This window comes from Aeromonas sp. 25-AL00135 (assembly GCF_054052385.1).
In genome coordinates this window covers 30,095-56,617 of sequence record NZ_JBSTYQ010000021.1, presented here as the reverse complement: position 1 = coordinate 56,617, position 26,523 = coordinate 30,095, and the positions used below count along the sequence as shown (strand labels likewise).

Annotated in this window: 28 protein-coding genes; 13 read left to right on the top strand and 15 right to left on the bottom strand. The window is 56.2% G+C overall.

Annotated features, from left to right (window positions below; all coding sequences use genetic code 11):
- The first annotated feature begins 2 nt into the window (after nucleotides 1-2).
- On the top strand, nucleotides 3-1,448 hold the full coding sequence (locus ACW5XC_RS17870) for a bifunctional 2-methylcitrate dehydratase/aconitate hydratase (RefSeq protein ID WP_042055045.1): 1,446 nt from the start codon (nucleotides 3-5) through the stop codon (nucleotides 1,446-1,448).
- A 99-nt stretch (nucleotides 1,449-1,547) separates the two neighbouring features.
- Here the strand turns inward: ACW5XC_RS17870 and ACW5XC_RS17865 are convergent, their stop codons facing one another.
- Nucleotides 1,548-2,276, bottom strand: a complete 729-nt coding sequence (locus tag ACW5XC_RS17865; protein ID WP_042055043.1) for an FFLEELY motif protein — start codon at nucleotides 2,274-2,276, stop codon at nucleotides 1,548-1,550.
- Nucleotides 2,277-2,535: 259 nt separating this feature from the next.
- Here ACW5XC_RS17865 and ACW5XC_RS17860 point away from each other — a divergent pair, with 259 nt between their 5' ends.
- The gene (locus ACW5XC_RS17860) at nucleotides 2,536-2,868 is read left to right on the top strand and encodes a polyhydroxyalkanoic acid system family protein (protein ID WP_042055042.1); all 333 of its coding nucleotides are present in this window, start codon (nucleotides 2,536-2,538) and stop codon (nucleotides 2,866-2,868) included.
- A 255-nt stretch (nucleotides 2,869-3,123) separates the two neighbouring features.
- Nucleotides 3,124-4,554 carry a wax ester/triacylglycerol synthase family O-acyltransferase gene (locus tag ACW5XC_RS17855; protein ID WP_042055041.1) on the top strand — a complete coding sequence of 477 codons (1,431 nt, stop codon included), beginning with the start codon at nucleotides 3,124-3,126 and terminating at the stop codon, nucleotides 4,552-4,554.
- A gap of 115 nt (nucleotides 4,555-4,669) precedes the next feature.
- Here ACW5XC_RS17855 and ACW5XC_RS17850 read toward each other — a convergent pair whose 3' ends face one another.
- From ACW5XC_RS17850 to ACW5XC_RS17835, 4 genes are all read right to left on the bottom strand, one after another.
- Nucleotides 4,670-5,458: a tetratricopeptide repeat protein gene (locus ACW5XC_RS17850; RefSeq protein ID WP_042055039.1), complete on the bottom strand. Its 789-nt coding sequence runs from the start codon at nucleotides 5,456-5,458 to the stop codon at nucleotides 4,670-4,672.
- Nucleotides 5,459-5,483: 25 nt separating this feature from the next.
- Nucleotides 5,484-6,125, bottom strand: a complete 642-nt coding sequence (locus tag ACW5XC_RS17845; protein ID WP_005345492.1) for a TetR/AcrR family transcriptional regulator — start codon at nucleotides 6,123-6,125, stop codon at nucleotides 5,484-5,486.
- A 1-nt stretch (nucleotide 6,126) separates the two neighbouring features.
- The gene (locus ACW5XC_RS17840; RefSeq protein WP_042055038.1) at nucleotides 6,127-7,314 is read right to left on the bottom strand and encodes a patatin-like phospholipase family protein; all 1,188 of its coding nucleotides are present in this window, start codon (nucleotides 7,312-7,314) and stop codon (nucleotides 6,127-6,129) included.
- Between the two features lie 94 nt (nucleotides 7,315-7,408).
- Nucleotides 7,409-7,981, bottom strand: coding sequence for a phasin family protein (locus tag ACW5XC_RS17835; RefSeq protein ID WP_005333118.1), 573 nt, complete (start codon nucleotides 7,979-7,981; stop codon nucleotides 7,409-7,411).
- Nucleotides 7,982-8,229: 248 nt separating this feature from the next.
- Between ACW5XC_RS17835 and ACW5XC_RS17830 the strand changes: the two genes are divergently transcribed.
- On the top strand, nucleotides 8,230-10,203 hold the full coding sequence (locus tag ACW5XC_RS17830; RefSeq protein WP_042055036.1) for an SDR family oxidoreductase: 1,974 nt from the start codon (nucleotides 8,230-8,232) through the stop codon (nucleotides 10,201-10,203).
- 90 nt (nucleotides 10,204-10,293) lie between these two features.
- Here the strand turns inward: ACW5XC_RS17830 and ACW5XC_RS17825 are convergent, their stop codons facing one another.
- Nucleotides 10,294-11,169, bottom strand: a complete 876-nt coding sequence (locus ACW5XC_RS17825) for an esterase/lipase family protein (protein ID WP_042055034.1) — start codon at nucleotides 11,167-11,169, stop codon at nucleotides 10,294-10,296.
- Nucleotides 11,170-11,339: 170 nt separating this feature from the next.
- On the opposite strand from ACW5XC_RS17825, the gene ACW5XC_RS17820 reads away from it, so the two are divergent.
- From ACW5XC_RS17820 to ACW5XC_RS17805, 4 genes are all read left to right on the top strand, one after another.
- Nucleotides 11,340-11,642 carry a YebG family protein gene (locus ACW5XC_RS17820; RefSeq protein WP_042055032.1) on the top strand — a complete coding sequence of 101 codons (303 nt, stop codon included), beginning with the start codon at nucleotides 11,340-11,342 and terminating at the stop codon, nucleotides 11,640-11,642.
- A 311-nt stretch (nucleotides 11,643-11,953) separates the two neighbouring features.
- Nucleotides 11,954-13,231 carry a tyrosine-type recombinase/integrase gene (locus ACW5XC_RS17815; RefSeq protein WP_178378381.1) on the top strand — a complete coding sequence of 426 codons (1,278 nt, stop codon included), beginning with the start codon at nucleotides 11,954-11,956 and terminating at the stop codon, nucleotides 13,229-13,231.
- Nucleotides 13,232-13,493: 262 nt separating this feature from the next.
- A complete protein-coding gene (locus tag ACW5XC_RS17810) occupies nucleotides 13,494-13,943 on the top strand; it encodes a hypothetical protein (protein WP_236727587.1) in 450 nt (149 codons plus the stop codon).
- Between the two features lie 546 nt (nucleotides 13,944-14,489).
- Nucleotides 14,490-14,759: a hypothetical protein gene (locus tag ACW5XC_RS17805; RefSeq protein WP_143182621.1), complete on the top strand. Its 270-nt coding sequence runs from the start codon at nucleotides 14,490-14,492 to the stop codon at nucleotides 14,757-14,759.
- Between the two features lie 4 nt (nucleotides 14,760-14,763).
- On the opposite strand, the gene ACW5XC_RS17800 is transcribed toward ACW5XC_RS17805, so the two are convergent.
- Nucleotides 14,764-15,123: a hypothetical protein gene (locus ACW5XC_RS17800; RefSeq protein WP_042055027.1), complete on the bottom strand. Its 360-nt coding sequence runs from the start codon at nucleotides 15,121-15,123 to the stop codon at nucleotides 14,764-14,766.
- Nucleotides 15,124-15,382: 259 nt separating this feature from the next.
- On the opposite strand from ACW5XC_RS17800, the gene ACW5XC_RS17795 reads away from it, so the two are divergent.
- Nucleotides 15,383-15,583, top strand: a complete 201-nt coding sequence (locus tag ACW5XC_RS17795) for a DUF3653 domain-containing protein (RefSeq protein WP_236317073.1) — start codon at nucleotides 15,383-15,385, stop codon at nucleotides 15,581-15,583.
- Nucleotides 15,584-15,730: 147 nt separating this feature from the next.
- Here ACW5XC_RS17795 and ACW5XC_RS17790 read toward each other — a convergent pair whose 3' ends face one another.
- The 5 genes from ACW5XC_RS17790 to ACW5XC_RS17770 all read right to left on the bottom strand — a co-directional run bounded on the left by ACW5XC_RS17790 (nucleotide 15,731) and on the right by ACW5XC_RS17770 (nucleotide 20,085).
- Nucleotides 15,731-16,306, bottom strand: coding sequence for a helix-turn-helix transcriptional regulator (locus tag ACW5XC_RS17790; protein WP_042055026.1), 576 nt, complete (start codon nucleotides 16,304-16,306; stop codon nucleotides 15,731-15,733).
- A gap of 308 nt (nucleotides 16,307-16,614) precedes the next feature.
- Nucleotides 16,615-17,751 (bottom strand): zonular occludens toxin family protein, encoded by a 1,137-nt coding sequence (locus tag ACW5XC_RS17785; protein ID WP_052451235.1) that lies wholly within the window; start codon nucleotides 17,749-17,751, stop codon nucleotides 16,615-16,617.
- Nucleotides 17,752-17,793: 42 nt separating this feature from the next.
- Nucleotides 17,794-18,126 carry a DUF2523 family protein gene (locus tag ACW5XC_RS17780; protein WP_052451233.1) on the bottom strand — a complete coding sequence of 111 codons (333 nt, stop codon included), beginning with the start codon at nucleotides 18,124-18,126 and terminating at the stop codon, nucleotides 17,794-17,796.
- Between the two features lie 11 nt (nucleotides 18,127-18,137).
- Complete coding sequence (locus tag ACW5XC_RS17775) at nucleotides 18,138-19,742, bottom strand: methyl-accepting chemotaxis protein (protein ID WP_042055025.1); 1,605 nt, start codon at nucleotides 19,740-19,742, stop codon at nucleotides 18,138-18,140.
- A gap of 106 nt (nucleotides 19,743-19,848) precedes the next feature.
- Nucleotides 19,849-20,085 (bottom strand): hypothetical protein, encoded by a 237-nt coding sequence (locus ACW5XC_RS17770; RefSeq protein ID WP_042055022.1) that lies wholly within the window; start codon nucleotides 20,083-20,085, stop codon nucleotides 19,849-19,851.
- Nucleotides 20,086-20,248: 163 nt separating this feature from the next.
- On the opposite strand from ACW5XC_RS17770, the gene ACW5XC_RS17765 reads away from it, so the two are divergent.
- On the top strand, nucleotides 20,249-20,344 hold the full coding sequence (locus ACW5XC_RS17765; protein ID WP_143182622.1) for a carboxylesterase family protein: 96 nt from the start codon (nucleotides 20,249-20,251) through the stop codon (nucleotides 20,342-20,344).
- Here the strand turns inward: ACW5XC_RS17765 and ACW5XC_RS17760 are convergent.
- Genes ACW5XC_RS17760 through ACW5XC_RS17750 form a run of 3 tightly spaced genes read right to left on the bottom strand, consistent with a single transcriptional unit; the run spans nucleotide 20,341 to nucleotide 23,270 of the window.
- A complete protein-coding gene (locus ACW5XC_RS17760) occupies nucleotides 20,341-20,652 on the bottom strand; it encodes a hypothetical protein (RefSeq protein ID WP_042055021.1) in 312 nt (103 codons plus the stop codon). The two genes, ACW5XC_RS17765 and ACW5XC_RS17760, sit on opposite strands and share 4 nt — an antisense overlap.
- A gap of 42 nt (nucleotides 20,653-20,694) precedes the next feature.
- Entirely contained in the window at nucleotides 20,695-22,872 is a 2,178-nt protein-coding gene (locus ACW5XC_RS17755) for a replication endonuclease (RefSeq protein WP_080771408.1), read from the bottom strand.
- Nucleotides 22,869-23,270, bottom strand: coding sequence for a hypothetical protein (locus ACW5XC_RS17750; protein ID WP_143182623.1), 402 nt, complete (start codon nucleotides 23,268-23,270; stop codon nucleotides 22,869-22,871). The genes ACW5XC_RS17755 and ACW5XC_RS17750 overlap by 4 nt, the downstream gene beginning before the upstream one ends.
- 132 nt (nucleotides 23,271-23,402) lie before the next feature.
- On the opposite strand from ACW5XC_RS17750, the gene ACW5XC_RS17745 reads away from it, so the two are divergent.
- From ACW5XC_RS17745 to fabA, 3 genes are all read left to right on the top strand, one after another.
- On the top strand, nucleotides 23,403-23,795 hold the full coding sequence (locus ACW5XC_RS17745; RefSeq protein ID WP_042055016.1) for a DUF3693 domain-containing protein: 393 nt from the start codon (nucleotides 23,403-23,405) through the stop codon (nucleotides 23,793-23,795).
- Nucleotides 23,796-23,844: 49 nt separating this feature from the next.
- Nucleotides 23,845-25,821, top strand: a complete 1,977-nt coding sequence (locus tag ACW5XC_RS17740) for a Lon protease family protein (RefSeq protein WP_042055015.1) — start codon at nucleotides 23,845-23,847, stop codon at nucleotides 25,819-25,821.
- A 77-nt stretch (nucleotides 25,822-25,898) separates the two neighbouring features.
- Nucleotides 25,899-26,459, top strand: coding sequence for a 3-hydroxyacyl-[acyl-carrier-protein] dehydratase FabA (gene fabA / locus ACW5XC_RS17735; RefSeq protein WP_005336586.1), 561 nt, complete (start codon nucleotides 25,899-25,901; stop codon nucleotides 26,457-26,459).
- Nucleotides 26,460-26,523 lie beyond the last annotated feature (64 nt).

Below are 26,523 nucleotides of genomic sequence, written 5' to 3'. Positions count from 1 at the left end.
CGATGTCCGCCAACGTCGACGTCAACCACAGACCCGAGCCCGATCAGGTACTGGTAGATATTGCCGATTATGTCTGCAACCACCCCATTACCAGCTCTGCGGCTCTCGACATCGCCCGCTACTGCCTGATGGATACGCTCGGCTGTGGCCTGCTGGCCCTGCGCTTCCCCGAGTGCACCAAACACCTTGGCCCCATCGTACCCGGTACACTGGTACCCCATGGTGCCCGGGTGCCCGGTACCCAGCTTTGCCTCGATCCGGTCAAGGCGGCCTGGGATATCGGCGCCATCATCCGCTGGCTCGATTACAACGACACCTGGCTGGCCGCCGAGTGGGGTCACCCATCCGACAATCTGGGCGGTATTCTCGCCACCGCCGACTGGCTCTCCCGTACTCGCGTGGCCGAGGGCAAGGCGCCGCTCACCATGGCCGATGTGCTTGTAGCCATGGTCAAAGCCCACGAAATTCAGGGTGTGCTGGCACTGGAGAACTCCTTCAACCGGGTTGGTCTCGATCACGTGGTGCTGGTCAAGGTCGCCAGCACCGCCGTGGTGACTCACATGCTGGGGGGCTCCCGCGATCAGGTGATCGATGCGGTCTCCCAGGCCTGGGTCGATGGTCAGAGCCTGCGTACCTACCGCCATGCCCCCAATGCGGGGTCGCGCAAGAGCTGGGCGGCGGGGGATGCCACCTCTCGCGCGGTGCGCCTAGCCCTTATCACCATGAGCGGCGAGATGGGCTATCCAGGCGTACTGAGCGCGCCAAAATGGGGTTTCTACGACGTGCTGTTCAAGGGCAATCAGTTCGCCCTGCATCAGGGGTACGGCAGCTATGTGATGGAGAACGTGCTGTTCAAGATCTCCTATCCCGCCGAGTTCCATGCCCAGACCGCGGTGGAGTGCGCCATGAAGCTGCATGGGCAGGTGAAGGGGAGGCTCGACGAGATAGACCGTATCGAGCTCACCACCCATGAGTCGGCTATTCGCATCATCAGCAAGGTCGGCGCCCTCAACAACCCGGCCGATCGGGATCACTGCCTGCAGTACATGGTGGCGGTGCCGCTTATCTTCGGTCGCCTCATTGCCGAGGATTACGAGGACGATGTTGCTGCCGATCCCCGCATCGACGCGCTACGCGGCAAGATGGTGGTGCAGGAGGGCAAGCGTTACAGCCGCGAATATCTGGAGGCGGACAAGCGCTCCATTGCCAACGCCATCCAGATCTTCTTCAAGGACGGAACTCACACCGCCAAGGTGGAGGTGGAGTATCCGGTCGGCCATCGCCGTCGCCGGGAGGAGGGGATCCCGCTGCTGGTGGAGAAATTCCAGCACAATCTGGCCACCCGCTTCCCGGCCAAACGGGTCAGCGACATTCTGGCCCTCTGTCAGGATGGGCCGCGCCTTGCCGCCACCCCGGTACATGCCTTCATGGATCTGCTGGTGATCTGACCGGTCTTGTATTGGGCAACATATCGGCAAACAGTGATAAACGAAAAGCGGGCTCATCGGCCCGCTTTGTTATTCTGGCGGCTTATCCCTCGATAAGCCTTACCCCAGCACACGGCTGTCGCCGTTAAAGAGCGCCGTCATGATGGCCGTCTCGCGACTGGCGATGGTCTCGAGAAACTCGTTGGCACGCCCCATCTGATGACACACCTGATAACCACGCTCGACAAAGGAGAAGAGCTCGCCAAGCCCCGCCAGATGGGCGGGACCTGACACCAGCTTGAGGGTCGCCCCCAGCAGCGGTTTTCTCGCCAGCCTGTCCAGCGTCATGCCAAGCTCGTTCACCAGCGCAATCTGATGTTCCCGGCGCGCCTGTTCACCCACGGCACGATAGGCGATGGTGTAATGGTCCGGCGTGATGGGATCAATGCCATCAATGCGCCGCAGCGCCACCACCATCAGGTAGTCCAGCTCTTCGGAGAGAGCGTCGAGCTCGATCGCTTGGGCCAGCACCTTGAGGCCGGACTCAGGTAACAGCCGCTCGGCGGTCGGCATCACCCGCATCACGTCCGCATCGCGGCGGGCGCAATCCCCGGGTCCATAGAGGTCGGTCAGGAAGAACTCGGCGGCAGGGCCGTAGCGGTCACTTTCCAGCAGATCACGATGGGTTCGCCCCAACCGGTCGGCCTGCCACTGGCGTAGCCGATCCCGAGCCTGCTGATCTTCCGGGTGGGCACGCATCTGCTCGCGCAAGGCTGCAACCCGCTTGAGCTGGCGGTAGAGCCGACCCAGGGTGCTATCGTCGTCGTGGGCATGTTCTTGATGCGTCATCTACAGCTCTCTGGCCTTGGGCCCATTGATGGGGATTGGGTGATACGAAGATACAAGTGAATGAAAAACAAGCAGCTTTTGCTGACCGTTCCGTGACAAGTGTAGCGCGCACGGGGGAGGGAATAAATGCCATGTCCCGCTGATGGCCTGCATCCCTCTCGACTCTGTTAAGTGAGTCCCATTTATGTGAACCATCCTTTCATTTGTTGTGAACATGTGTTTAATATCAATAACTAACTTATGACCCAGAGTAACGACCATGTTCTTCAACTCGCTCGCTGGCAGCAGCGCACTCTCTACCATCCAGATCAGCCGTCAGCATCCGCTGGGATTGGCCGCCGCTCGGATCGCGGCCGAAGCCATCGCTGCGGACATGAGCGAGAGCTATCAACTCGATTGCGAATGGGCAGATGAAGAGGAGACCGAGCTTCGTTTTCGCGGCACAGGGGTACATGGCACTCTCACCCTAGACGAAGATACCCTGGAACTGGAAGTGCATCTTGGTTTGATGCTGTTGCCGGTACGCAGCGTACTGGAGCAAGAGATCCTCGATTATGTCGACAATCGCTTACCTTGCCCCAAACGTGTTTGAAACTCTTCGTTGCACTGGTTTTAAATAAACCAGCTGTAAACGATGGCTGTTTGAAATAAGTTGGCAAGCCATATGGTTTGTCAGATTTATTATCCGGCGAGGCCTTGATTCTATTTGCCAGTAATCTTTCATCTTTATTTCATATTTTCGAGTCGGCACTCATTAAAGTCATTCTTATTGCATCAAGTCTTCATCCGGATATGAGGACAGGAGCAATTTGCCGTCTCGGTAAATTCATTTTGTAGGGAAACAACCATGCCACTGAGTGAATTTATCTCCTGCGTCGATACCGCCTGGTTACGCATGGACAGACCCAACAACCTGATGCAGATCATCGGTGTCCTGATGTTTGAAGGGGAGCTTGATGAAGCGCGTCTACGGGCCGGATTGCGCCATACCATTTCGGTGCAACCCCGCTTTCATCAGCGGGCCGTGCTGGAGGGGGGCTCCTACTACTGGCGCCATGATCCCGATTTCGATCTCGATCAGCACCTCAAGCGTGTGATCCTGCCGGGTGAAGCGGGCAAGCTGGAGCTGGAGAAGCTGGTGGCCGATCTCGCCTCGACGCCGCTCAACCACCAGCGCCCCCTGTGGGATATGCACCTGACCGACACGTCGCTGGGTGGGCAAGCGCTGGTGGTGCGCATTCACCACGCCATGGGCGACGGCTTCTCGCTGGTGCGGGCCATGCTGACCATGATGGATAACACCCCGGAAGGGGCGCCGCGACCACCGTCACCGGAGCCACTGGATGACAACGATGACGAGGATGATGAGGATTGCCACCAGGGCAGCCGTCTGGTGCGGGCCGGCCTCAAGCTGACCGGTAGCCTCTGGTCCAAATATGTCGAAGTGGTCACCCATCCCACCAAGGCGGTGGATTACCTCAAGACCGGGCGGGATGTGGCGAGCGAGCTGTGCAATATCGCCACCCTCGGTGATGATTCTCCCTGCCGCCTGCGTGGCAAGACCACCAGCACCAAGCGGGTGGCCTGGTCGGAACAAATTGATCTGCCGGATATCAAGGCTGTGGGCAAGGTACTGGGCTGCTCGGTCAACGATCTGCTGATCGCCGCCACCGCAGGGGCGTTTCGCCACTACCTGCAGGAGAAGGGGGATGATGCCAACAAGGTCAAGATCCGCGCCCTGGTGCCGGTCAATATGCGTGCACCGGACGATGAGGGGGCACTTGGCAACCGCTTCGGGCTGGTGGCCCTGGACTTGCCACTGGATGTTGAACACCCGTTGCAGCGGCTCTATACCGTACGTGACCGGATGCAGGCGCTGCGCACCTCGCTGCAACCCGTGGTGGTGCTCAACCTGTTACATGCCCTTGGCATGGCACCCAATGCGGTGCAGCAGCAGGCAGTCGAGCTGCTCACAGCCAAGGCCAGTGCAGTGATCACCAATGTACCCGGCCCGCAGCAGACCCTCTATCTGGCCGGTGCAAAACTACGCCAACCACTGTTCTGGGTGCCGCAATCGGGGGATATCGGCGTCGGCGTCTCCATCCTCTCTTACGATCACAAGGTGCAGCTGGGCCTTATCACCGACAAGAAGCTGGTTCCGGATCCGGATCGGGTGGTCGAACGGTTTGCAGTGGAGTTCGAGCAACTGCTGTTGCTGGTGCTGATGGAGCCGGAGCTGTTGTTTGACCCCAACGGACTGGATGCGCTGCTCGGTTGAGCGAGCATTTGAAAGACTGATGGCGGCGTAGCCAACCGATCAGCCCCCATCATAAAAGAGGCCAACCCGCGGGTTGGCCTCTTGTTTTGTTATCTATCCGTGGCAAGAGTGGCGGTTAATCCTCCAACTCTTCCCGCGCCGCTTCCACATCGAGGCGCTCCATGGCATCCATCGGTTCGCACTCGGCCGCTTCGGCATAGAGGGCTTCTGCAGCTTTCAGGCGGCTCTTGCCGTGCAGCATCACCTGAGCGTTGGCGTACTCCATGCGGGCGATAGCCGATTCGGGGATCAGCGCCAGCGCCTCCTTGAAGTGACGCTCGGACTCCTCCTTCTTGGCGCCATAGGTGAGGCCGCCGATCATGGCCCCCAGCTTGTCGACGATCTCCGCGTGCCAGGCGCCAAAGGCAATATGGGCCTCGGCGTGATCTGGCGCCAGCTCCAGAGTCTTCTCAAGGCTTGCCTTGATCTTGTCGCCAATTCCTTGCGAGAGGGCCTTGGAGATGGAAATGACCTGACTGTAGCGACCGAGGGCCAGAGCGTGGAAGTACCAGGCGTTGGCATTGTCAGGCTGGCGTTTTTGCAGCTTCTCGGCATGGCTGGCCGCCCGCTCGAAGGCGGCGCGCTTGGCATACTTGTCTTCCAGCAGATAGCTGGCATGGATCACCAGTGCCTTGTTCGCCACATTGAGGCCCGCCTCACCGGCCGCTTCGCCAAGGGCGACGGCCCGGGCAAAATCCCCGGCATGATAGGCCCGCCAGGCATCCTGTACCTGTTCATCCTCGGGCCAGGGTTCGGCATCCCCCTGATGGAGGCGATCCCAGTTGTCCGCCAGCTTCTGGCCGGCATAGTCATAGGCCGCATCCGCGTAGGGGAAGGTGACAAATTCGAGTTGTGAAGTGGTCATGCTTGTTCTCCCTGTAGCATGTGAATCAAACCTTGTCGGTGTAGTGGTGGGCGAGGGCGCCCAGATGAGCGCGGGCATCGGCCCGCAAATAGGGTGCGACCAGCTGCATCACCTGAAAGACGCCGAGGGCGATATCGGCATCCGCCTTGGGGTGCAGTGCCCGCTGGTAAGAGATCCAGAATGTGCCCACCAGCGCCACATTGGCCGCCAGCGTGCGCATCTGTTGCGCCGTGCCCTCCATCAGCCCGACCGTTTGCAGATGGTTGCAAATGGCGATGGCGGTCTGCTCCTTGCGGCGCAGCAGGGCGGAAAAGCGCTGTTCCACCTGATGATAACCACTCATCAGGGTCGCGATATCGTAGTAGAGGAAACGGTACTGCCAGATGGCTTCAAACATCAGGTGGAGAAAGAGCCAGATATCTTCTGGCTCATCGGACGGGGTGCTGACCGCCTCCAGCAGGCGATCCATCTGCTGTTCAAATTCGCAGAACAGGGCGTTGACGATCTCCTCCTTGTTGTGGAAGTGGTAGTAGAGATTGCCCTGGCTGATCTCCATCTCGGCCGCAATGGCCGAGGTGGTGACGCTGGGTTCCCCTTGTCGATTGAAGCAGGCGAGGGCAGTGGTCAGGATCCGCTCCCGGGTACGGCGTTTGGGTTTGCGATCCATGCTACTCCTTTGGTGATGAACGGCGCACGCCGTGGCGATAGCGTTTGGCAAGCCAGTGCTGCAACTGCTCCAGCGACTTGTCGAGGGCGGCGACCGAGCCAATGCCGGGGGCCAGCAGGGTGCGATCTTCATCGGCCAGCGCGGCCAGATTGAGCTCTAGGCCATGCTTGGCCAGCACCGGCGCAAGCTCGTCACGGCGCTGCCAGAGATCGCGGCGGGTATGCTGGTAAGCGTGCTCGCAGAGGCGACGACGATCCCGATAACTGAACACATTGGTGAAGAACATCTCGCCATCGGCAGAAGAGGGCTCAAACAGCAGGGCATCGGCGTCGGGATATTGGTGTCTGTAGCGATCCATCCCCACATGCATGCGGGAGTGGATGATGGCGCGAAAAGTCTGGGCCAGCACCACCGGCAGACCGCTGTCCACCAGATTGGTCGGCGCACCGGCGGCCATGTCCGCATCATAGGGCACCAGCGGATTGATGCAGAACACCAGATCCGCCCCCTCTTCCAGCGCTACCGAAGCGTGCAGAGTCTTGATCAGCGCCCCGTCCACATAGTAACGACCGTTGATCAAGGAGGGCGGAAAGAGACCGGGCAGGGCGGCTGACGCCTGTACCGCCGCCGAGATGGGCACATCATCGAGCCCCGAGCTGCCGAAGGCGACCGGATGACCGGTGTCGAGTTCGGTGGCTACCACAAACAGTCGACTGCGCAACTGGCGGAAATCGTTGCTGCGGCCGGGACGAGAGAAAAACTGGGTCAGGGTGCGATCCACCCCGCGGTTGTCGAACAGTCCGGTCGGAATGGCCTTGGAGAGCCCCTGCAGCGATTCAAACAGGCTGCGCTTCCAGGGCGCCGCCAGATAGTAGGTCAGGCTCTGCCACGCCAGTGGCGGGATCGAGGTCAGGCGGTCGGCATATTCACGAAAGGCGGGGCGCAGCAAGGTGGCCGGGTCAAACATCTCCCCCGAATCATCGCTGAGCAGGATCCGCACCAGCTTAGCCGGCGAGATGCCGTTGGCCAGCGCCGATGCCACCACGGCCCCCGAACTGACGCCGACATAGATATCGGCATGGTCAAGGCGCAGGCCGTTGATGCTGTCAGAGAGGGCTGCGCAGGCACCGATCTCGTAGATGCCGCCGAGCGGCCCGCCGCCAGCAAGGGCAATTGCGATGGTACTCATAGCGTCGCCTCTCTATCCATGACATTCACCATGACAAGACCGGCCCAGCGCAGGGCATGGGCCGGTATCAATCACCTTCCGTCACCGCGAGGGATCAGGGCAGGACGCTCTCTGCTTTGGCTTTCACCTCTTTCACCGCATCTTCAGCGGCGGAGAGGAGATCGGCGGCCTGCTCAACCACGGCCTCTTTAGCCTTGGCTACCGGCGCCTTCTTTACCGGAGGCTTGCGGGCAGCGGGCTTTTTGGCGGCAGCCGGTTTGGCTTCAGCGGCAGGGGCTTCCTCTTCCTGCGCATCCAGCAGTTGCTGGACTACATCGGTCAGCTCGGCCATGCGCTTGGAGAGCTTGTCGATATCCTTGCGGGTCGGAATGCCGAGGCTGGCCACAGCGCGGGCCACGCGATCTTCAAACACCTGCTCCAGACGACCCCAGGTATTGGCGGTCTTGTCGGTCACAGCGGCAATCTTCTCATCTGCGCTCTGACGGGTTTTGGCCTGCAATGCTTCCCCTTCCTGCACCAGGGCTTCAAAGATCTTGCCACCCTCTTCCTGCGCCTTGGCATAGGCACCCAGACCCGCCAACCAGATCTGCTGGGTGGACTCCTTGATGGTGGAGGTGAGTTGGTTGTCGGTCACTGACCCTGCCAGCGCTTTCAATTTCTTAGCCATGATCTTCTCCTTGAATAACGACTGTTAAATGTAATGGCGACAACGAAACTGCAATCGGGTTGTGGCATTACTGATTTTTCGACTTCAGTCTAGGGACAAAAAATAGAGGGTTCTACCTAATAACGGAACAGGCACACCACCGAAATTAGGGTTTGCTCACGAACCGACAATCAAATTGCAGATTCCCATATGAATCGTGATATATCTAACAACCTAGTAACACCCTAATCAGTAGCAGGATTCTCTTTATGAACTATTTCATTACTGGCGGTAGTGGTTTTATCGGGCGTCGATTGATCAAAAAGTTATTCCAACAGCATCCCGACTGTACCGTCTATTTTCTGATGCGCGCCTCTCATCAGGAGAAATTGCCAGAGCTGTTCTCATTCTGGAATGTGGATGAATCGCGCGCAGTCCCGGTTTTTGGCGACATGACACAACCGCTGCTGGGGGTATCGGTCGAGATGCAGGAGCAGTTGATCGGCAAGATCGACCACTTCTTCCATCTGGCTGCCATCTATGATCTCAACGCCAAGGCGGGGATCCAGCAGCAGGTCAACACCGAAGGGACCCGTCAGGCAGTTCAACTTGCCGAGCGGCTGGGGGCGGGGCAGTTCCACCACTGCAGCTCCATCGCTGCAGCGGGCCTGTTTGACGGTCTGTTTCGCGAGGACATGTTCGATGAGGCCGAACACCTCGACATGCCTTACTTCCAGACCAAGCACGAAGCGGAAGGGATTGTGCGAAACGAGTGCACAGTTCCGTGGCGAGTCTATCGACCGGGGATCGTTGTCGGTGACTCCAATACCGGCGAGATGGACAAGATCGACGGCCCTTACTACTTCTTCAAGACCATTCAGAAGCTGCGCCGTCTGCTGCCGCCCTGGATGCCAGCCATCGGGGTTGAGGGCGGGCGCATCAATATCGTGCCGGTCAACTTCGTGGTCGATGCCATGGTGCATATCGCCCATCAAGAGGGCGAGGAGAACAAGACCTTCCACCTGACCGACCCCAACCCGATGCGGGTTGGCGACATGCTGAGCACCTTCTCCCGCGCCGCCCATGCGCCAGAGCCTGCGATCCGCATCAACGCCTCTCTCTTTAATTTCATTCCCCGCCACCTGACCGCCATGCTGATGACCATGGCGCCGGTGCGCCGCATCCGCGATGCCGCCATCGCCGATCTGGGTCTGCCCAAGGATGTGTTCCGCCTTATCAGCTATCCCACCCGTTTCGACAGTCGCGAAACCCAGCGGGTACTGAAAGGGACCGGTATCGAAGTGCCGCCGCTGCACAGCTACGCCTGGCGGCTGTGGGACTACTGGGAGCGTCACCTCGATCCCGAACTCTTCATCGATCGCTCCTTGCGTGGTCGGGTAGAGGGCAAGGTAGTGCTGGTGACCGGTGCCACCTCCGGCATTGGTCGTGCAACCGCACGCAAGCTGGCGGGGGCGGGGGCCAACGTCGTTACCATCGCCCGCGACGAGCAGAAGATTGCCGAGACTAAAGCCGAGTTTGCCGAGCTGGGGCTGACCATCGAGATCTATCAGGGGGATCTCTCCAATCTGGCGCAGGCCGAGGAGATCACCGCTCGCATCGTGGCCGATCACGGCGGAGTCGATATTCTGGTCAACAATGCCGGCCGCTCCATCCGCCGCTCCATCGAGGACTCCTTCGATCGCTTCCACGATCTGGAGCGCACCATGCAGCTCAACTACTTCGGCGCACTCAAGGTGATCATGGGGGTGCTGCCCACCATGATTGAGAAGAAAAAAGGGCACATCATCAACATCTCCTCCATCGGGGTGTTGACCAATGCGCCGCGCTTCTCCGCCTATGTTGCCTCCAAGTCGGCCCTCGATGCCTGGGTGCGTACCGCCGCCTCCGAGTTTGCCGATAAGGGGGTCAGCTTCTCCATCATCAATATGCCGCTGGTGAAAACGCCGATGGTAGCGCCGACCAAGGTCTATGAGCAGGTACCTATGATGACGCCGGAAGAGGCGGCCGATCTGGTGTGCGATACCATCATCAACAAGCATGTGCGACTGGCCACTCGCCTCGGGGTGTTTGGTCAGGTGGTTCACGCCCTGGCACCACGTGTCGCCCAGGTGATCATGAACACCAGCTTCCGCACCTTTGCCGATCCCAAGGATGGCGACAAATCCAAAGCCACCGCCGATCAGGTTGCCGTCTCGACCCTGATCAAGGGGATACACTTCTAACCGGATGATGGGATAAAGAGATCAACAGGGGCCTGAGCAATCAGGCCCCTGTTTTATTTGGAATAACAGTTGAAGGACGAATAAGGAGGGTCAGACTCGGGACAACAGATCAAGCAGCAGATCAGTCGTGCGACGGGAGTAGAGCAGAGAGAGATGGCCAATGGCAGGCAACTCGATATCTTCCATTCCCGCCAATCGTTGCCGCTCCTGCGGCATCACCACATTGTCGTGACTGGTGCGCACCGAGATGCCGGGTACGCAGAGAGGAACCGAGGCGAAACGCTGCAACCAGCCGGAACCGGGCTCCATCTCACGGGCATTGGCCCCAAGCCCAAGGGCGGCCAGCTGACTGCCCTGATGAGGCGTAGCCAGCGTGATCAGGCGCGCGACCTTGCCACCACCATGGATAGCCAGATAGTCGCGGCAGACCAGCCCGCCCATACTGTGACCAACCAGCACCAGCTTGTCAGCCCCGGTCTGCGCCAGCACATCGTCAATCCGGGTGGCCAGCAGTGGCACCATCTCATCGATATGACCAAATGGTGGCATCAGGGTAATAGTGGCGACCACATGGCCTGAGGCTTCCAATCGGGCGCGCTGGGTGCGCCAGATCCCGCGACTGCAACCGTAACCATGCACCAGCAATACGGGGCGCTGGCATGGACGCAGCCGATCGGGTGCCATCAGCAAAGGCTCGAACGGTAACAACAAGGTGAAGGTGTAGAGGTAGGCCAGCATCTCCTGCGCCATCATCTTCACCCTGCGCCAGGGGCCGATAGCCGGGGAGGGGTAGAAGCGGGTAAACAGCCAGCTGCCGAGCACCACCAGACAACGCAACCCAAGCAGGGCAAACACGACAAACAGCAGGGTCAGCAGCCAGGGGAGTCCCACGACCAAGTGGGCGATACTCCCGAGGAGCAGCACCTCTACCATCAGCAGGATAAACAGGTGTCGTACGATCGTCATAAGGCCATGATCCGACCAGTCAGGCGTGGAAGTCAAATGGCACTTTGAGACAACTTGATCCAACGCGGCTTTTGTCGCTGAACCCCGGCGAACTCTTTTCCGGTGAGGTTATTTGCAATACTGTATATCCATACATATACTCTATCCATCATCACCAAGAGGAGGCCATCATGGCTGTCGAAATCAAATATGTGGTTGTTCGTGGGGGAGTGGAAAAAATGACCTTTGCCAGCAAAAAAGAGGCCGATGCCTATGACAAGCTGCTGGATACGGCCGACGAGTTGATGACCCTGTTGGCTGGCGCCCCGATCGAGCTGGCGCCAGAGCAGCAAGAGAGTCTGGCATTCTACCTGGCAGAGCAGCGCGATGTGCTGCAAACCCTGCTGCGTGGCGGCAAGGTTCAGGCTGGCACGAAAGAGGAAGAGACTCCAGCAGCCAAGCGCAAGGAGAAGCCACTCAAACAGGTGGCCTGATTGCACAGACCTGCTATTTCTCGGGATAAACAGCTCACCGCATTCACTTTATTTGCATTTAAAAGCATTTTTACGGCTATTTACCCCGAGAATTTTTTAACAGCGGTGCATATCCAATGCATAACAAAATAGCGTGCATCACTGAGCGACACTTAATCAGCAACAACAAGAGGCAATACAAATCCCAATAGAAGCCACATTCATCTATCACGAGCCCTTTTCTAGCAATTCGGCTCACAGGCTCATATCGACTCATTTCAGCATCAACAAGCAACACCATGACTCAACAACCATTATCCTTGCCGCCAGCCATGCCGCTGTTTGACAGCCTTATCTATCTGGAGGCCGGTAACCCACAGGTCAATCAGTACCTTGCCAACCTCAGCCTCAACGATGTACCCGATGCCGGTCTAGTTTACGAACTGGCGGTCGATTGGCTGCTGGAGCAGCGCAACAGCGAAAACAATTACAAAACCTATCGCAGCGAACTGACCACTTTTTTGCACTGGTGCTTTCGCGAGGCGGCCATCAGCCCGAAAGATCTCACTCGCCGCATCATGATCCGCTATCTCGACTACTGTCAGTCCCCCCCTGACGAGTTGATCGCCTATCGCAACGTGGCGCAGTTTGTCCTCGACAAGGAGTGGGGAGAGCGGTTGCCCAATCCGCAATGGCGACCGTTTCTCGGCAAGCGGGAGCTGGGCCGCACCTTGCCCTATCGCCTGAGCGAGCAGGCGATGAAGACCAAGCTGGCCATCCTGTCGGCCTTCTTCCTGTTCCTGATCCAGGAGGAGTACATGGACAGGAATCCCGCTCTGCTACTGCAGCGGGTCAAACGGCCGCAGCAGCAGGAGGCCGATGATCAGGTGCAGGCCTTCAGCGAATTGCAGTGGTCATACGTGATGCAGGCCGCCGATACCCTTGCCAACGACCATCCGGAGCAACACGAGCGCAGCCGTTTTCTCACCATTCTGATGTACGCCTGCTATCTGCGGATCTCTGAGGTTGCAGCCCGGCCGGGCTTTACCCCTGTGATGGGGCAGTTCAGGCGGGATCGCAAAACCGGCGTGTGGGGCTACTTTATTCCGCAAAGCAAAGGGGGCAAACGGCGTACCGTAGCGGTATCCCAAGCACTGTTGGCGGCACTTGAACGCTACCGCCGCTTCCTCGGTCTCTCTCCCTTGCCGACACCGGATGAACAGACGCCACTGTTCGTTCGCCATAAAGCGGCAGCCCACGGCCGCGAGCAGGGCGAGCTAAACGCCAATCTCGGTATTCGCCAGTTACGGGATTTGATCATGGTGATCATCGGTAAAGGCGCAGAATTGGCAGAGCAGGATGGATTTGTCCAGGATGCGGCCGAAATGCGGCAACTCTCTCCCCATGCGATCCGCCACACCGGGATCACCCATGACATCAACCTGCATGGGCGGCCGCTCTCCCATGTACAGGCCGATGCCGGGCATGACAGCATCGACACCACTTCGAAATACCTGCACACCAGCAATAGTGAACGACATGAGAGCGCCCAGCAAAAGCCGCTGGACCGATTGAACCAATATGTGAGAGATAACATTCACAAGGACTAACGAACAACGTGACATGACCCTGATTTGTATTGACTGCTCTTAGAACACAGAATGGCTTGTTTGGGGTGTCATAGAAGTTGGCACGGCAATGTTGTACTTCTCTGGATGGCAATCGGTTCAGGAAATATTTTTGGCTCACAAGGATGATTCAGAACAGGTACCTTGCCATCTGCGGCATACATATTTATCCCGTAGCAGAGAAGCAAAAAACGAAATTGCTTGCTGAAACACCGAGAACACCCGATGCCGAAAGCTAAGTAACATGCCGGAAGCAATCATATTCGGATTGAACAGCGCCTTGTTATCACACTTGCATATCCAGTCATCATTGGTGATATTGATATCAATGTTAATGAGATACCAAGGAGCAGGTATGCAAGTGGCAGTGGTGGAAAAGACCTTCAGGATCGTTGGCAAAGGGTCGCTCATGGCCCAGTTCACCTTTATCTCTTCAGGCACGCTGCATATCTGGTTTTCGGATGTGGGCCTGCAGATGGAGGCCCACTGCAAAGAGTTGCGTATCGAAGATTGCACCATTATCTATACCAATGGCCTCCATCATGGCCAGCCCAGAGCACTCTGGTCCTTAACCCTCCATCCCGATGATATGAACGAGCTCAAACGCATATTGCAGCAGTTCAACAGCAACCTCTACTTGACCTGCCAGCCACTCACATTGGCCATCGCCAAACGTGCCTTGAATATGAATTGACCCGACTTCCAAAAAAGTCGCAATCATGCCAGCCACAACAATAAACCGTGAGGATTAAGGGGAGGGGAATCTATCGCGATAGTCGGAATTTTTATGGCTGTTTTACAAGAAGGAGTATCAATATTTTCAGAGAGAGACCTCTCAAGTAGGGGACAGATATTTCTAAGAATATTCACGGTAATGGCGATGGTTATAACGGTGAAAATCAAACATAACGTTCAATTAGTGAGGGGGATTCCGCACAACGTATTGATTTAATAGTGGACTCTTGTCTCAAAATAGGACATTTCGGTGATGTGGGGCAGGGCGGTTGACTGTGTTATTCTGTTATCGCTGCAAGAGCATCTGCAGGGGGAATCAACCAGATATTGTCCTTCTGCTTTGGGCAGTCAGATTGCTGGAGGTCTGTGTGTAGCCTCGATCCCGATCGATTTCCGAACCTTTAAGCTAAGGAAAAGCTGCGGGCTACTGCTTTCAATAAGCCTTGTTATCTCTCACGATGATTCCGATAACCCTATTTATCGGCATCGGCTGAAAAGGTCAGGCATGTCCGAACATCAAAAAGATCCATTGATTCAGCTGCTGGAATTGTCCATGGCAGATATAGAACAGGGGCTCACTTACAGCCTGTCTGAAGCACGGTCAGCTCTTGCTCAGCGCAGTTCTAGATTAGAGCCGTCAAATTCACGTGACTTGAATGGTTTTTTTGATACCAAACCGGCATCCCCAGATTTCCTGACTGAGCGCAAGGATGTCATCACAGTGCGTGGGCCAGACCAGGAAGAAAATCCGTCAGAAGCTGCTCCTGATGAGTAATTCTTTATTGTTCAGTTGATTTCGGTGACTTGTCGGATGCATCCCAATCCCAACCGATTTCGTCAGGATCGACCTTGGCCAGTAGCTCCGGCAGATAATCCTGGCGCTCTAAACCCACATCGGTTCCCCAATCTGTTTCACCTGGTGACGTGGCATTGGGGTCACACTGAGCCAACAGTTCTTCCAGCGTGTAGCGCGGCTGACCATTCAGTTTTACGCGAGCACGTTCTACATCATCCAACGCAGCTTTCAGCAGCGCCGGATCACCATCTTCAAGAGCTGCTTGCAGATAGGCAACCATGTCGGCCTCGGTGGCCAAGCCGTCAGCCACATCAAAGCGGCTCCATTGCTCAGTTCTCTTCATTCAGTCCTCCTGCATCCGTCACTGCGCATAATTCATGATTACGTTAAAGCCGCCGATGCCGTGCGTCCTGACAATGTTGTCAGATTCGAGCGGTACGCGAATAATGCGCAGGAATATAACAAAAAACTTTATCTTTCGATGGTTTGAGTGTGGTTTGAGTCCAGAGGAAACAGCGAAACTTTGTTTTGTTTCCGTGACGGAGGTCACACTATGGGATGAGGGAAAACCCATACCGCCTGTATGCAAACGAGTCATGAGGATGGCAGTTGGACGGGAGCTGCCAACCGTTTTTACCCGCTATTGGGATGGCTGGCGTATGTCCGGGCATCACCTGATCACCCCTGCTGGCACCTATCTTAGCCGCCAGCGTCTGGAAATAATCGAGTCGTTCGGGAGTGAAGACCTCAAGGCGCTGAAAGACAACGCGGCGCTGAGGCGTTTGCCTACCTCAGAACGCTGAGAGCCTTAAAAGCCGGTTTAGCAGGGAAGGGGGTGATCCAGTCTCGGGGCTAGATGGGCGTGTTCCGCCGCTCACCGACGGGTAGTTCTATCGGCATCAGTGGGCGGCTTGTAGGGGCTAGCGCCCCTGTTCTTTGGTGTCCGGTCATCAGTGCCATTGGGGATTGGCTTTGTAGAGCTTGTCAGTGAAGGCGCGGAGTGCTTTGAACTGTATCCACTCAACTGGTGCGCAGGAGTTCCAAGGCACTGGCAGGTCGAAAAGGCGCTGAAGAAGCTGGAGCATGAAGAGATAGGAGTAATCTGTATTAGTCGCCTTGGCCAACTTGAAATAGTTCTCCTCAAGCAGGTGCACACCCTGGCGACTACACCGAAGATCCCAAAAAACCTCCCAAGCATCAGCAACAGGGTTTGACCTGGTGGCGGTCTTCGCAGAGGAGGAAAGAGGCAAATCAACCTGCTTGTGGCGATCACCAGATTCTGAGGCAGGGGACGCAGTTGCGGGTTGCCCTGGCTGTTGGCGTGATACCTTCTCGATCATGGCGTGATGCCAAGCCAGATACCTGACTGCTAAGGCCGTGCGGCGCTCTATGGCCATTTGGCCATTCTCCATGCGTACCACGGTGTTACGAGCAACGGACAGCTCGTCAGCCATGCGCTGTTGTGACCACTCAAGGCGGGCGCGAATGTCTTTCAGTTCTGCGGCGCTCAAGCTCAAATCGTCCATGTTTCCTCCTTGTTAGTGCAACATCATGTTGCATACTTCGATTATAGTTTGAGCTAGCCTAAATGCAACATCATGTTGCACTTTCTTTTTGAATGTCCGTGTTTTGGCTACGGGCGGGAGCAACGCTACACGAGGCGATTTATTTTGGGGGAGGGTGTCCTCGGGGAGCGCCGCAGCGCGGGGAAACGCCAGCGGTAGTGCTGCTGGCCCGCGCGGCGGCGGGCCTCCGGCCACTGGCAAAATGAAATCGTGCTGAGAAGCCAAGGGACGCGTTGGAGGGACGCGTCACACTTGGACGGGGTGAATTGCTACAAAGCCTTTTCAACTGATCCCGCAACGCTGGAGGTCAAACTATCCTTCTTGGCTGTGGGTATGGTGTTGCGCTCACGGATGAGCATGGTCACTTTGCCTTTGGTCAGGACGAGGCCATAGGACTTCATGACGACAGTCCAGCCCAGTTCTGTGAGTTCAGCCTTCTTCCATAGGGTGATGGAGTTGTCTTTGCTGTCCCACACATCGACCCATGCGTCGAGCAAATTGCCATTAACCATCGAGTAGGAGACAAGGACAGGCGTGTATCCCTCTATGGATTGAGTGAAGAAGTCATCAATCTTGGGTTTCGGGGGCGGCTCCGGCCTTGGTGCTGGTTGGCCAGGTGAACTGGGTGATGCAACCTCATGTTGCTGCGCCTCCTGCTTGGCCAAGTCCTCGGCCCCCGTCTTGCTGTTGAAGTTGAGCATGGTATCGATGGCGAACCAGAGGCCACCGATGAACAGCAGGGCAGCGATTGGGAGCCCGTACTTGAACTTGGCGGACTTGAAGATGTTCGTCCGGTCATCTTCATAGACCCCCATTTCATTGTCTTCTGAGGTGGTGCTGGCGTAGCTGCCGAAGTATTTGGAGTCATACTGACGAATACCGCCTGTGAGCTTCTCAAACTCGATACGGCTACGCTGGCCGTCTGCCCTGAGGGAACCACTGTAGGCCGTCCAAGAGTAGCGTTTGGCTTGGCCTACGGCATCGAGCTTCTTGAAGACGAACTTCTTGTCGATACGGTTGCGCCACATGCTGTGGACGTCGTTGAGGTTCTGACCCATCAACACGATATCAAGGCCACGGTGGCGGTGTTCTGTTATCAATTGGATGATCGGGTCAGGTAATTTTTGGCGACCAGACGGCCAAAAGTTCTGACTCTCATCGATGATGACCAGGCTTTTATCCCGAACGTGCTCATGGATGGCCGGCACCTGCTCGCGGGTGATCTGCTTGAGCTGCTCTTGGCATTCCTCCAGCGTTATCTCGGCCAGCTCGGCTATTTTCTCGAAATTCAGACCCTCGATATAGGCATCCACGGTGCGGCCGTCCTTGAGCCGCGGAATAATATGGGACACCAATGCTTCATAGCTTTTACCGGAGCCCGGCAATCCCTCATGAAATATCAGCATGTTAAGACTCCATTTAACATAAATAATCGCGTCACGCAGTTATTACCACTGGAACAACGTTGCCACTTTACGAACCAAACGGAAGGCGACACCCATTGATATAAACAAAAACGCCTGCGATATTCCCGACATATTCAGGAAGTAGACAACATCCGAGGGGATGTAGTTAAAGAGATCCTGCAAGCTGTATTGCAAGAAATCCGGCATAGGGATACTCGATATAACGAACCGTATCCCCTCCAATATCTTTTCCAGCGTGGTCAGCAGAATATCCTCAAACCACTGGAATATGGCCTGAAAGAACTTCACCACCCACATGATGAAGCTCTCAATCATATCCTTTAGCCAGTTCCTGAACGAATTAAGCAATTCCATGGCTTGTATCCTTAGTCCAGCAGGGCAATTCTAAACGCGGCATAAAGACCTAATAGCTTCACGCACAGCGCGATTATCTCGAATACCTTTTGCAGGTCGGCATTACAGAACACATCAAACACCAGACTTCCACCGCCTACGCCGCCAATATCCGGCACATCGATACTGAACTGGGGACAGGTGCCCGCGCCCATATCGACTTTGAAGAAGTCACCGATGGACGAGAACAGCGGCAACTGGTTCATGGCTGTAACATGATGTTGCATAACGGTTCCGTAGTTACGTTGGCCCCAGTCGTTGGGATTGGGGTTCACTGAGTTCGGGTCGGTCTTGATGTTTGTATCGCCTGGGGGAAGGGGCTCTTGGCCTTCTCCCTCGTCACCCTTCTCGATAGCGTCTTTGATGGCATCAAGCTTGGTGCCTAGCTGGGCGTTACCGTCCTTGATGGCGTTGGCCGTCTGTATCTGGCCCATGCTGGCCCCTGCGCTGCCCTGTGAGGCAGACAACTGGGCCTCTTTGATGGAGGCTTGTATATCCTTACCTGTCTGCTGAATGACCTTACCCATAGCGGCGTTCTGCTCGCTGGTCGCCTTGATCTCTTTGTTGCTGGTCTCGGCTATCTTGTCCACGACCGTGTTCAGCGTGGCCGTGCCCGTTGCACCTGACGTGGGGTTACTAACGGCGCTACTGGCCGCGTTCTGGAGCTGGTTCTGTGCATCGGTAGTGGCCTGAGACGAACTTGGGGGAGTGACGGGGGTATCTACACCGGCCGTTGATGAATCTTCAGCGTTGCCGTTGGTCTGTATGGGGCAGTTCTCGCCAGTGAACTGGATGACACCCATCCAGATATTAGGGTTTCCACCTGGGTTGATAGCACCGCCTACCGACTTAACCGAACATTGGCCATAGCAGGTAATCTTGACTGAGCCAAAATTGCTTGTGAAATAACTGACTGGCTCGTCTGGTGAACCATAGGTATTACCCGCTATGCCTTCGCATATGGGGCGGCAAAACTCTTTGCCTGTTATTGCGTTGGTATCTTTGACTGAGCCTAGCAAACACTGAAGCGGCTTCTTTTCACAGACAGTGCCGTTACTTGTAACCTTGGGGCCAAACGTGAACTCGGGCTTTCCGTCAGGAGGGCAAACATAGCTATTGGAAGTGGACAATACCTTTAAAACATGAGTGCCTGTGCAACCGTCCCAATTAGTAGTTGAAAAATACAAAGAACCCTGCGCGTTAGGCGTTGATGACTGCGAACAAATAACAGCATCAGGAATCCTCTCTTTAACCTTGGATAACACATAAGCCTTGCAGGCATCATATGTCATTGATGGATTGCCAGGTATCCAGTTGTAATTAGACGTACATTGACCATTGTAAACAGTCGCTTGTTTGGCAGGAGCCCATTCCGCCGCGTGGGCATAATTACCAATGGCCAGCGTGAGCATTCCCAGCGCGATAGCGCCGAACACGATATAGATGGCCCACTTGAAAAGGCGGAGAATGAGCTTAAAGAAATTCAGCGGGTTGATGCAGTACATCAATGCCTTGAGGGTCTTCTTGGTTATCCAGCGCCAGTTAATGGCGCGAATTGTTTCCCGATATGATCGCATATGCCAGCACCAACCCTGTGATGAACATTATGGGAGCCCAAATCATGGCGTCCTCTCCAATGAAAAAGGGGCAGCGATCGCCGCCCCTTGTGGTTGCAACATGATGTTACTTGCTGCCTGCAAGCCCTTGGATTTTACGCCAGCCCCAGATGGCCGCCGCCAAACCCGCCTTGGCCAGACCGACAGCGGCCACGAACCCGAGCAGGGCAGTAACAGCGGCCAGAACGGCAGTTTGAACACCGGTTACATCCAGACCTTCACCAGCTGCATGAGCAGCACCAGCGGCCAACAGCATGGAGGCGATGATGGTCATCTTCGGGGCATTACGGATGATGTTTTTCATGTGACTTTCCTTATCTCATTCCAGTGATTGAGCGCAATCTGGCCCATGCCCATGAGGCGTAGTACACAGATATGACACCCGTACAAGAGGCGGCCAGAATGGCCCCCAAAGCTCCATAGCCCACCGTCGCGGGATCCAGCCATGCGGCGATGGACGCTATGTCATGTTGCTCGACCAGATACGCGCCTTGGCACTGGTCAAGCGCCACATCTACGGCCTGCAGGAAGCCTTCGGCGGTAACCTGGACGCAGCGCATTAGTTACCCTTCTTCTCAGGTGAGGGGAGGGCGAACAGGCGGAAGCCGTTGAAGGTCTTGTGCAGACCGCCGTTGCCCGCGTAGCTGTTGTCCACGTATTCGAGCTGAAGGTTGACCTTGCGGCCTACCATGTTGGCCAGCTCGACGTGGTAATTGGCCTTGACCTGTTCCTCGCTCAGGCTGAACTCAATGACAGCGGTGGGCTTGGTGGTCATGAATTTCACGGTACCAATTTGCACATCGACGTCGTTGCGCTTACGGGTACTCAGCACGATGTCGTCGGCATCGAGGATGGTTCCTACAATTTCCATATTCGTTATCTCCGGTTGTTTGGTTTGGTAAAGACAGGACAGTTAATGACACGGGTCCAAGCCGCCGCCGAGCGGCTCGCACCCCAGAGGGGGCCCCGCGAGGCGCTCGTCGTCGGAAAAGAGGAGCCATGCGCGGGACTGATAATCACAAATGGCCATCTGGCGGAGGGCCTCATACTCTTCGTATTCCATGTAGGCGTAAGCCTTCTCGTCGCGCATAACCTCGAACTGGTCGCGGACGCCTTCCATGGTCTTCCGGCAAGCCGCTTCCCATTTCTCTTTGGAGGTCACGAGCCATTCCTTGGCGCGGGTGAGCATGAAGATGTTCGCGTACATCAGCCCCATGGCGCGGGCGGGCGCATCGTCGCCGTACTGGGTCTTGGTGCGCGGGGTATGCAGGGCAACGCCGTCCTCATCGCACAGCAGCTTCATGGTTTCCGGGATGCCGTAGTGAACGCGCACGGTCTGGTCGTTGCGACGAACTTGAACGCCGCCCATGGCGCAACAGAACGCGGCCCAGTCTCCCGCGTCAGCGGCTTTGCGGACGTTTTCGAGCGCAAAGTGCTGCTCTTTGGTGAGTTGTTGGAACATAGGGTCTTCCATATCGAGTTCGTCGCGGATGGTGCGGAACTCGCGCCATGCAGTGACTGAGGGGCCGCCAATCTGTTGGAACTGGCGGATGCGGTTATCGGATTTCCACGCGTCAACGCGGGCGGCGGTGTCAACGGCCTTGGCTCGTTTTCCGGCTTCGTGGTCGAGGCCTACGGCGAAGCCGTCGATGTTCTTGGCGACGTACTTGGAGCAGTAGCCCACAGCGGAACCCTTGCGAGGGTCGATGAAGACCACTTTGAAGCGATGTTGCTTGGCGCCCGGCTCGTTGCCGGAGTCGGCCAGCATCTGGGCGCGGCAAATGGCGATGTACTGTTTGGCCTGTTGGGTTGTCATGAACAACACGGCGTGCCAGTGGGGCGTACCATCGTGATGGGGCTCGGCGAACCGGAAACCGTACGGCTTGATTTCAGCCTCTCCGGCGCGCTTGCGGATGTTGTTCCAGCAGTTGGTGAGCCATGCTTGAGCGTCACGGACGGACGGGCGGCCCGCCTCGATCCATTTCTGGTTCTGCTGGCCATTGCGGTGTACCGAGTGGAAACGGCTGGGACACGTAAAGGTGAGGAAGATTGCAACATGACGTTGCTCTTTGGCGCACTGCTCGAAGCCGGACAAGCGGGTCATCAGCTCGGCCCGACGATTGGTCGGGTTGCTAACGCTGGCGTCTACGGCGTCCTTCATGCTTACCGCATCGAACACATCCTTTGCATTGTGTGCCACAAGAGCTGACAGGGTTTCATCATTACGAGCCCTGCGGAAAGCCCTGCGAGCAACAGAGAGGTCGGTCGTATAAGCTGCCAGTCTTGCGCTGATAAGCCCGAATCGGCGAGCGGCGTCATAAAGGCGGCGAGATGAAACGCGGCGTACGACACGACGAACCCATTGAGCATCGGCCCAACGATTAAGCGTGGGATACGGGTCTTGCCTCTGCGACTGGGTGACTGTAGCCACCGGAGAAAGACCATAGTGATGGGCAAGCTCAAGAACAAGGCACAGGGCCACGTCATGAGCCCGAGTAGCAACCAGGCGGCCCACGTGTTCTGAAAAGCGTATGGAGAAAGTGTCAACAGACTCATCGTCAGCTGAAAAGCGGAACTCTCCAAGATCACCCCGTACGCAAAGAGAAGCATCAAGCTCAAGGGCTGCTGCATTAGCAGCTTGTATACCCAGTAGCGCATTACGCGATTGATAGACATGTGTGAACCACCCAGTGCAAGCAGGGTGACGCAGGATTACGCGCTCCCGCAGTTTGGCATCTTCGGCACCGCCAATCGGCAGGGCCGCGAATTTGTCCGCTTGAGCCTCAGGGCTGAACGGGGTAGGGGAGGAACGCAGCACCGGAGCTGGTTCCTCGACTTGCGGTTTCCACCACTTGTTTGCAACATCAAGTTGCACATCATTCTCTTGTGCCCACTGTTCGCGCAGCATGGCCATGTAGGCCGGAGAGCTACGAAGGGCCATCAGGTAATCTTCACCTTGCAGGCCAGCAAGGGCAGGGGAGCGACTACGCTTTGCGGCAACCGCAGAACGGGAGCCGTCAAGGCTGCGCTGGGCGGCATAGGAGGTGAACGTCATGGCAGAGCCAAGAGTGCCGTTGCGGACGGTGATCATTGGTCACGCTCGGAATGGTCGCAGCCGCCGCGAACATAGTCGCTATAGCAGGCAGGGCAGATTTTGATTGAAACTGAGGAATCAGAATCAGACTTGAGTTGATCGAGTGATTCACTAAAAGCACCGCAGAAGTCACAGCGACCGGATAAGGCATTGACGCCGATAACCCCATTTATCGGCGACAGGGAAGAAACATAACGGCAAGAATCCCCGTCGCTGCAAGGTTGCGGACAAAGGTCACAAGGGGGGACTTGCGGAAGTTCACCAGACCAATCAGGGTCGAGCTGGATATCACCGTCCAGAATCAACAGGTCAGAGCAAGCAGCGCAGCCAGCGCCGTTACACTCTTGGCACACGTGGTAAACCGGAACTTGTTGCTGTAGGGTCTGCGCTTCCATGGCTACACCTGTAAGTTAGGTAGTTAACTTTTGGCTGAAGTTAATCCCTAGCAACAGGAATAAGCAAGATAGGCAACTTACGTGCAAAGACGTATATTTAACGTACTAGCGAACATTGAAAGGAAAAGAAATATGGACTCTAAAACGCTTTTAGCGGCCTACATGAGGGCTAAAAACTTCACTAAATTCCGCGAAGTTGCTGAAGAGCTCAATTTCACAACCGCTTACATTTCCGATTTGAACACAGGAAAAGCGCAAGTGACTGATGAGCTTGCGATTAAGCTGGCAAACGAAATCGGGATAGACCCAGCAGAAGTTGTAATTTCGCTTCACGCAATCAGGGCAAAGACTCCTGAGATGAAAGCAGCTTGGTACGAGATCCTAAAAAAGTATTGCGCAAGCACGGGGGCCGCTCTGGCCGTGGCTTGCGTGATGATGGGGAGTCTTAATTCAGAGCCTTCTATGACTGCGCATAATGTATATTATGTTAAATCAAGTATCTTGTTTCCTGTCACCACTTATTGAACTGTGTATAATGGCAACAATTGATCCTATCTTCGACCGGATGTCTTAAGTGGCTGAATTAACATCAGAACAATTAAAACCCGCTTTTGCGATTGAACAGTTCCCCAAGCTTAGCGAGCTTGAACCTATCACCTTTGCTGCGCTGCAACCCAGAGCCATTTCCGGCATCAAACGTCTTGCCAGTTTTGATGGTGACTGTCCGGTCATGCTGCTCAACGGGTTCCCCGGCGCAGATTACGAAGGCGTTTGCCAGACGCTGATTGCCGACTCCCATGGCAAGGATGGTGACCTGTTTGATCTCTGCTACACCGAGAATCTGAACAACCCCTACAAGCCTATCTGGCTGCGCCTGCAACCAGGCACCGGCGTTGAGTTTTGCGAAATGGTTGGCGAGCTGCTCAAGCTGTTGAGCCACCATCTCGATGCCGAACGCATCGTGACCCGCATCATGCGCAAGCAGAACAATGATCCGAAAATCGATGATTTCCTCTCCGATCTGGCGGCTCACGTGGCATTGGGTCTGGAATTCCAGCACCCCATTCTGATCAACCTGCTGATCCACCACGAAGCGCAGGAAGCGCCGGTAATTTATGGCCGTGATCTCAACTGGGATACCCTGTTTGGCTCCATCAACTACCAGACCGAGCAAGGCTCTGTGTATGCCAACCAGCACCTGTTGGAGCCTGGCTTGCTGCGCGAAGCCAACGGCGGCTACCTAATTTTGCAACTGGATGAGCTGCTGGATCAGCCGCACCTCTGGTTCAAACTGAAAAATGCCATGCAAAAAGGCGAGCTGGACTGGAACGCCTATCAGGAAGGGAAAACCCTGACACCCTTCTTCGCGCCTGAAGCGACCCCCATCAAGCTCAAGCTGATCCTGGTTGGTGACCGACTCGACGTGGCCGAGTTCCAGATGCTGGATCGGGATATGTCCGAGCGCATCTTCCTGCGCGCGGATCTGGTGTCAGAGGTGAATATTGAAGAGGATCTGCAGGAATTTCTGCAGTACCTGGCTTGGCTGCGCCAGCGCTGGAGCCTGCTGGACTTCACACCAGCCGCCCTCGCCGCCCTTTGTCGTCATGCTAGCCGCCTCTGTGACCATCAGGAGTGGCTGTCGCTCTCCGAAGTGCAACTCTCCGCCATCATGCGGATGGCTGACAGTCTGGCCCGGGAGCTGGAATCTGATGTGGTCACTGACGAGCATATCCGCGGCGCACTGGAAGAGCAGGATTACCGCCTCAACTATCTGGTTGAGCAGTCCGATCAGGGGGTTATCGACGGCCAGATCCTGCTGCAAACCGATGGCGAAGAGATTGGCCAGATCAACGGCCTGTCTGTCATTCAGGTCTCCGGTCACCCTTATGACTTCGGCGAGCCGGTGCGCCTCACCGCGACCGTACACCTTGGTGATGGCGATGTGGCGGATATCGAGCGCAAAGCGGAGCTGGCCGGTCATATCCACGCCAAGGCGATGATGATTATCCACGGCTATCTCTCCAACAAATTTGGTGCAGAGAACCCCTCCCCCCTGTCGGCGAATCTGGTGTTCGAGCAGTCTTACCACGAAATTGATGGCGACAGTGCCTCACTGACCGGCTTGTGTGCCCTGCTCTCTGCCCTCGCCCGCCAGCCTATCTATCAGCACTTCGCCGTGACCGGTGCGGTCGATCAGTTTGGCAATGTGCAAGCCGTTGGTGGCGTCAACGAGAAGATTGAAGGCTTCTTCCGGGTGTGCAAAATCCACGGCATCACCGGCAAGCAAGGGATCATTTTGCCGGGCACCAACATCCAGCAGCTGAACCTCTCTGACGAGGTGATTGCAGCGGTTGAAGCGGGCCAGTTCCACATCCACCCGGTGGATCATGTGGAAGAGGCCATCGAGTTGCTGACTGGCTGTGTCGCCGGTGAGCCTGATATGCCCGATACCCTGTTTGGCCGTATTCAGGAGCGGTTGGACGAGTTGAACGGCTCCACTGCCAAAGTCGGACTGCTGCAATCCCTGCTGGGGCGCCTGTTTGGCCGCTGATGAAGTGATCGGAGTTGTTTAGCGAACAACTGTAAGCTAAATTGGCCCGGCTTTGACCCATTTGAAGGAAATACCGCGTGACCGTAGACAATACCACCATGGAAGCCCGCCTTTCCCTGTGCGAACAGGGCAAGAACTCTTTTACCCGTGAAGAGCTGCTGGCTTGCAGCCGTGGCGAACTGTTTGGTGAGGGTAACAGTCAGCTGCCTGCCCCCAACATGTTGATGATGGACCGCATCGTCAAGATCAATGACAACGGCGGCGAACACGGCAAGGGCGAGATCCTGGCTGAGCTCGACATTACTCCGGATCTCTGGTTCTTCGATTGCCACTTCCCGGGTGATCCCGTGATGCCAGGCTGTCTCGGTCTGGACGCCATGTGGCAGCTGGTTGGCTTCTTCCTGGGCTGGAAAGGTGGCCCCGGCAAGGGTCGTGCTCTGGGCGTGGGTGAAGTGAAATTCACCGGCCAGATCCTGCCGACTGCTAAGAAAGTGACCTACAAGATCACCTTCAAGCGCGTCATCAACCGCAAGCTGGTGATGGGGATTGCTGATGGTGTGGTCGAAGTCGACGGCCGTCCGATCTACAGCGCCACCGACCTGAAAGTGGGCCTGTTCAAAGATACCACCGCATTCTGATCTCTCTGATTGGTGGTAAAACAGCATTAACGCAAAGGGGCCACAACGGCCCCTTTCCTTTTGT

What these genes read in the sequence shown, in the direction of transcription:
- ACW5XC_RS17870 (WP_042055045.1), top strand. Translation starts at nt 3, where the DNA reads ATGTCCGCCAACGTCGACGTCAACCACAGACCCGAGCCCGATCAGGTA.
- ACW5XC_RS17865 (WP_042055043.1), bottom strand. Translation starts at nt 2,276, where the DNA reads ATGACGCATCAAGAACATGCCCACGACGACGATAGCACCCTGGGTCGG.
- ACW5XC_RS17860 (WP_042055042.1), top strand. Translation starts at nt 2,536, where the DNA reads ATGTTCTTCAACTCGCTCGCTGGCAGCAGCGCACTCTCTACCATCCAG.
- ACW5XC_RS17855 (WP_042055041.1), top strand. Translation starts at nt 3,124, where the DNA reads ATGCCACTGAGTGAATTTATCTCCTGCGTCGATACCGCCTGGTTACGC.
- ACW5XC_RS17850 (WP_042055039.1), bottom strand. Translation starts at nt 5,458, where the DNA reads ATGACCACTTCACAACTCGAATTTGTCACCTTCCCCTACGCGGATGCG.
- ACW5XC_RS17845 (WP_005345492.1), bottom strand. Translation starts at nt 6,125, where the DNA reads ATGGATCGCAAACCCAAACGCCGTACCCGGGAGCGGATCCTGACCACT.
- ACW5XC_RS17840 (WP_042055038.1), bottom strand. Translation starts at nt 7,314, where the DNA reads ATGAGTACCATCGCAATTGCCCTTGCTGGCGGCGGGCCGCTCGGCGGC.
- ACW5XC_RS17835 (WP_005333118.1), bottom strand. Translation starts at nt 7,981, where the DNA reads ATGGCTAAGAAATTGAAAGCGCTGGCAGGGTCAGTGACCGACAACCAA.
- ACW5XC_RS17830 (WP_042055036.1), top strand. Translation starts at nt 8,230, where the DNA reads ATGAACTATTTCATTACTGGCGGTAGTGGTTTTATCGGGCGTCGATTG.
- ACW5XC_RS17825 (WP_042055034.1), bottom strand. Translation starts at nt 11,169, where the DNA reads ATGACGATCGTACGACACCTGTTTATCCTGCTGATGGTAGAGGTGCTG.
- ACW5XC_RS17820 (WP_042055032.1), top strand. Translation starts at nt 11,340, where the DNA reads ATGGCTGTCGAAATCAAATATGTGGTTGTTCGTGGGGGAGTGGAAAAA.
- ACW5XC_RS17815 (WP_178378381.1), top strand. Translation starts at nt 11,954, where the DNA reads ATGCCGCTGTTTGACAGCCTTATCTATCTGGAGGCCGGTAACCCACAG.
- ACW5XC_RS17810 (WP_236727587.1), top strand. Translation starts at nt 13,494, where the DNA reads ATGCCGGAAGCAATCATATTCGGATTGAACAGCGCCTTGTTATCACAC.
- ACW5XC_RS17805 (WP_143182621.1), top strand. Translation starts at nt 14,490, where the DNA reads ATGTCCGAACATCAAAAAGATCCATTGATTCAGCTGCTGGAATTGTCC.
- ACW5XC_RS17800 (WP_042055027.1), bottom strand. Translation starts at nt 15,123, where the DNA reads ATGAAGAGAACTGAGCAATGGAGCCGCTTTGATGTGGCTGACGGCTTG.
- ACW5XC_RS17795 (WP_236317073.1), top strand. Translation starts at nt 15,383, where the DNA reads ATGGCAGTTGGACGGGAGCTGCCAACCGTTTTTACCCGCTATTGGGAT.
- ACW5XC_RS17790 (WP_042055026.1), bottom strand. Translation starts at nt 16,306, where the DNA reads ATGGACGATTTGAGCTTGAGCGCCGCAGAACTGAAAGACATTCGCGCC.
- ACW5XC_RS17785 (WP_052451235.1), bottom strand. Translation starts at nt 17,751, where the DNA reads ATGCTGATATTTCATGAGGGATTGCCGGGCTCCGGTAAAAGCTATGAA.
- ACW5XC_RS17780 (WP_052451233.1), bottom strand. Translation starts at nt 18,126, where the DNA reads ATGGAATTGCTTAATTCGTTCAGGAACTGGCTAAAGGATATGATTGAG.
- ACW5XC_RS17775 (WP_042055025.1), bottom strand. Translation starts at nt 19,742, where the DNA reads ATGCGATCATATCGGGAAACAATTCGCGCCATTAACTGGCGCTGGATA.
- ACW5XC_RS17770 (WP_042055022.1), bottom strand. Translation starts at nt 20,085, where the DNA reads ATGAAAAACATCATCCGTAATGCCCCGAAGATGACCATCATCGCCTCC.
- ACW5XC_RS17765 (WP_143182622.1), top strand. Translation starts at nt 20,249, where the DNA reads ATGTTGCTCGACCAGATACGCGCCTTGGCACTGGTCAAGCGCCACATC.
- ACW5XC_RS17760 (WP_042055021.1), bottom strand. Translation starts at nt 20,652, where the DNA reads ATGGAAATTGTAGGAACCATCCTCGATGCCGACGACATCGTGCTGAGT.
- ACW5XC_RS17755 (WP_080771408.1), bottom strand. Translation starts at nt 22,872, where the DNA reads ATGATCACCGTCCGCAACGGCACTCTTGGCTCTGCCATGACGTTCACC.
- ACW5XC_RS17750 (WP_143182623.1), bottom strand. Translation starts at nt 23,270, where the DNA reads ATGGAAGCGCAGACCCTACAGCAACAAGTTCCGGTTTACCACGTGTGC.
- ACW5XC_RS17745 (WP_042055016.1), top strand. Translation starts at nt 23,403, where the DNA reads ATGGACTCTAAAACGCTTTTAGCGGCCTACATGAGGGCTAAAAACTTC.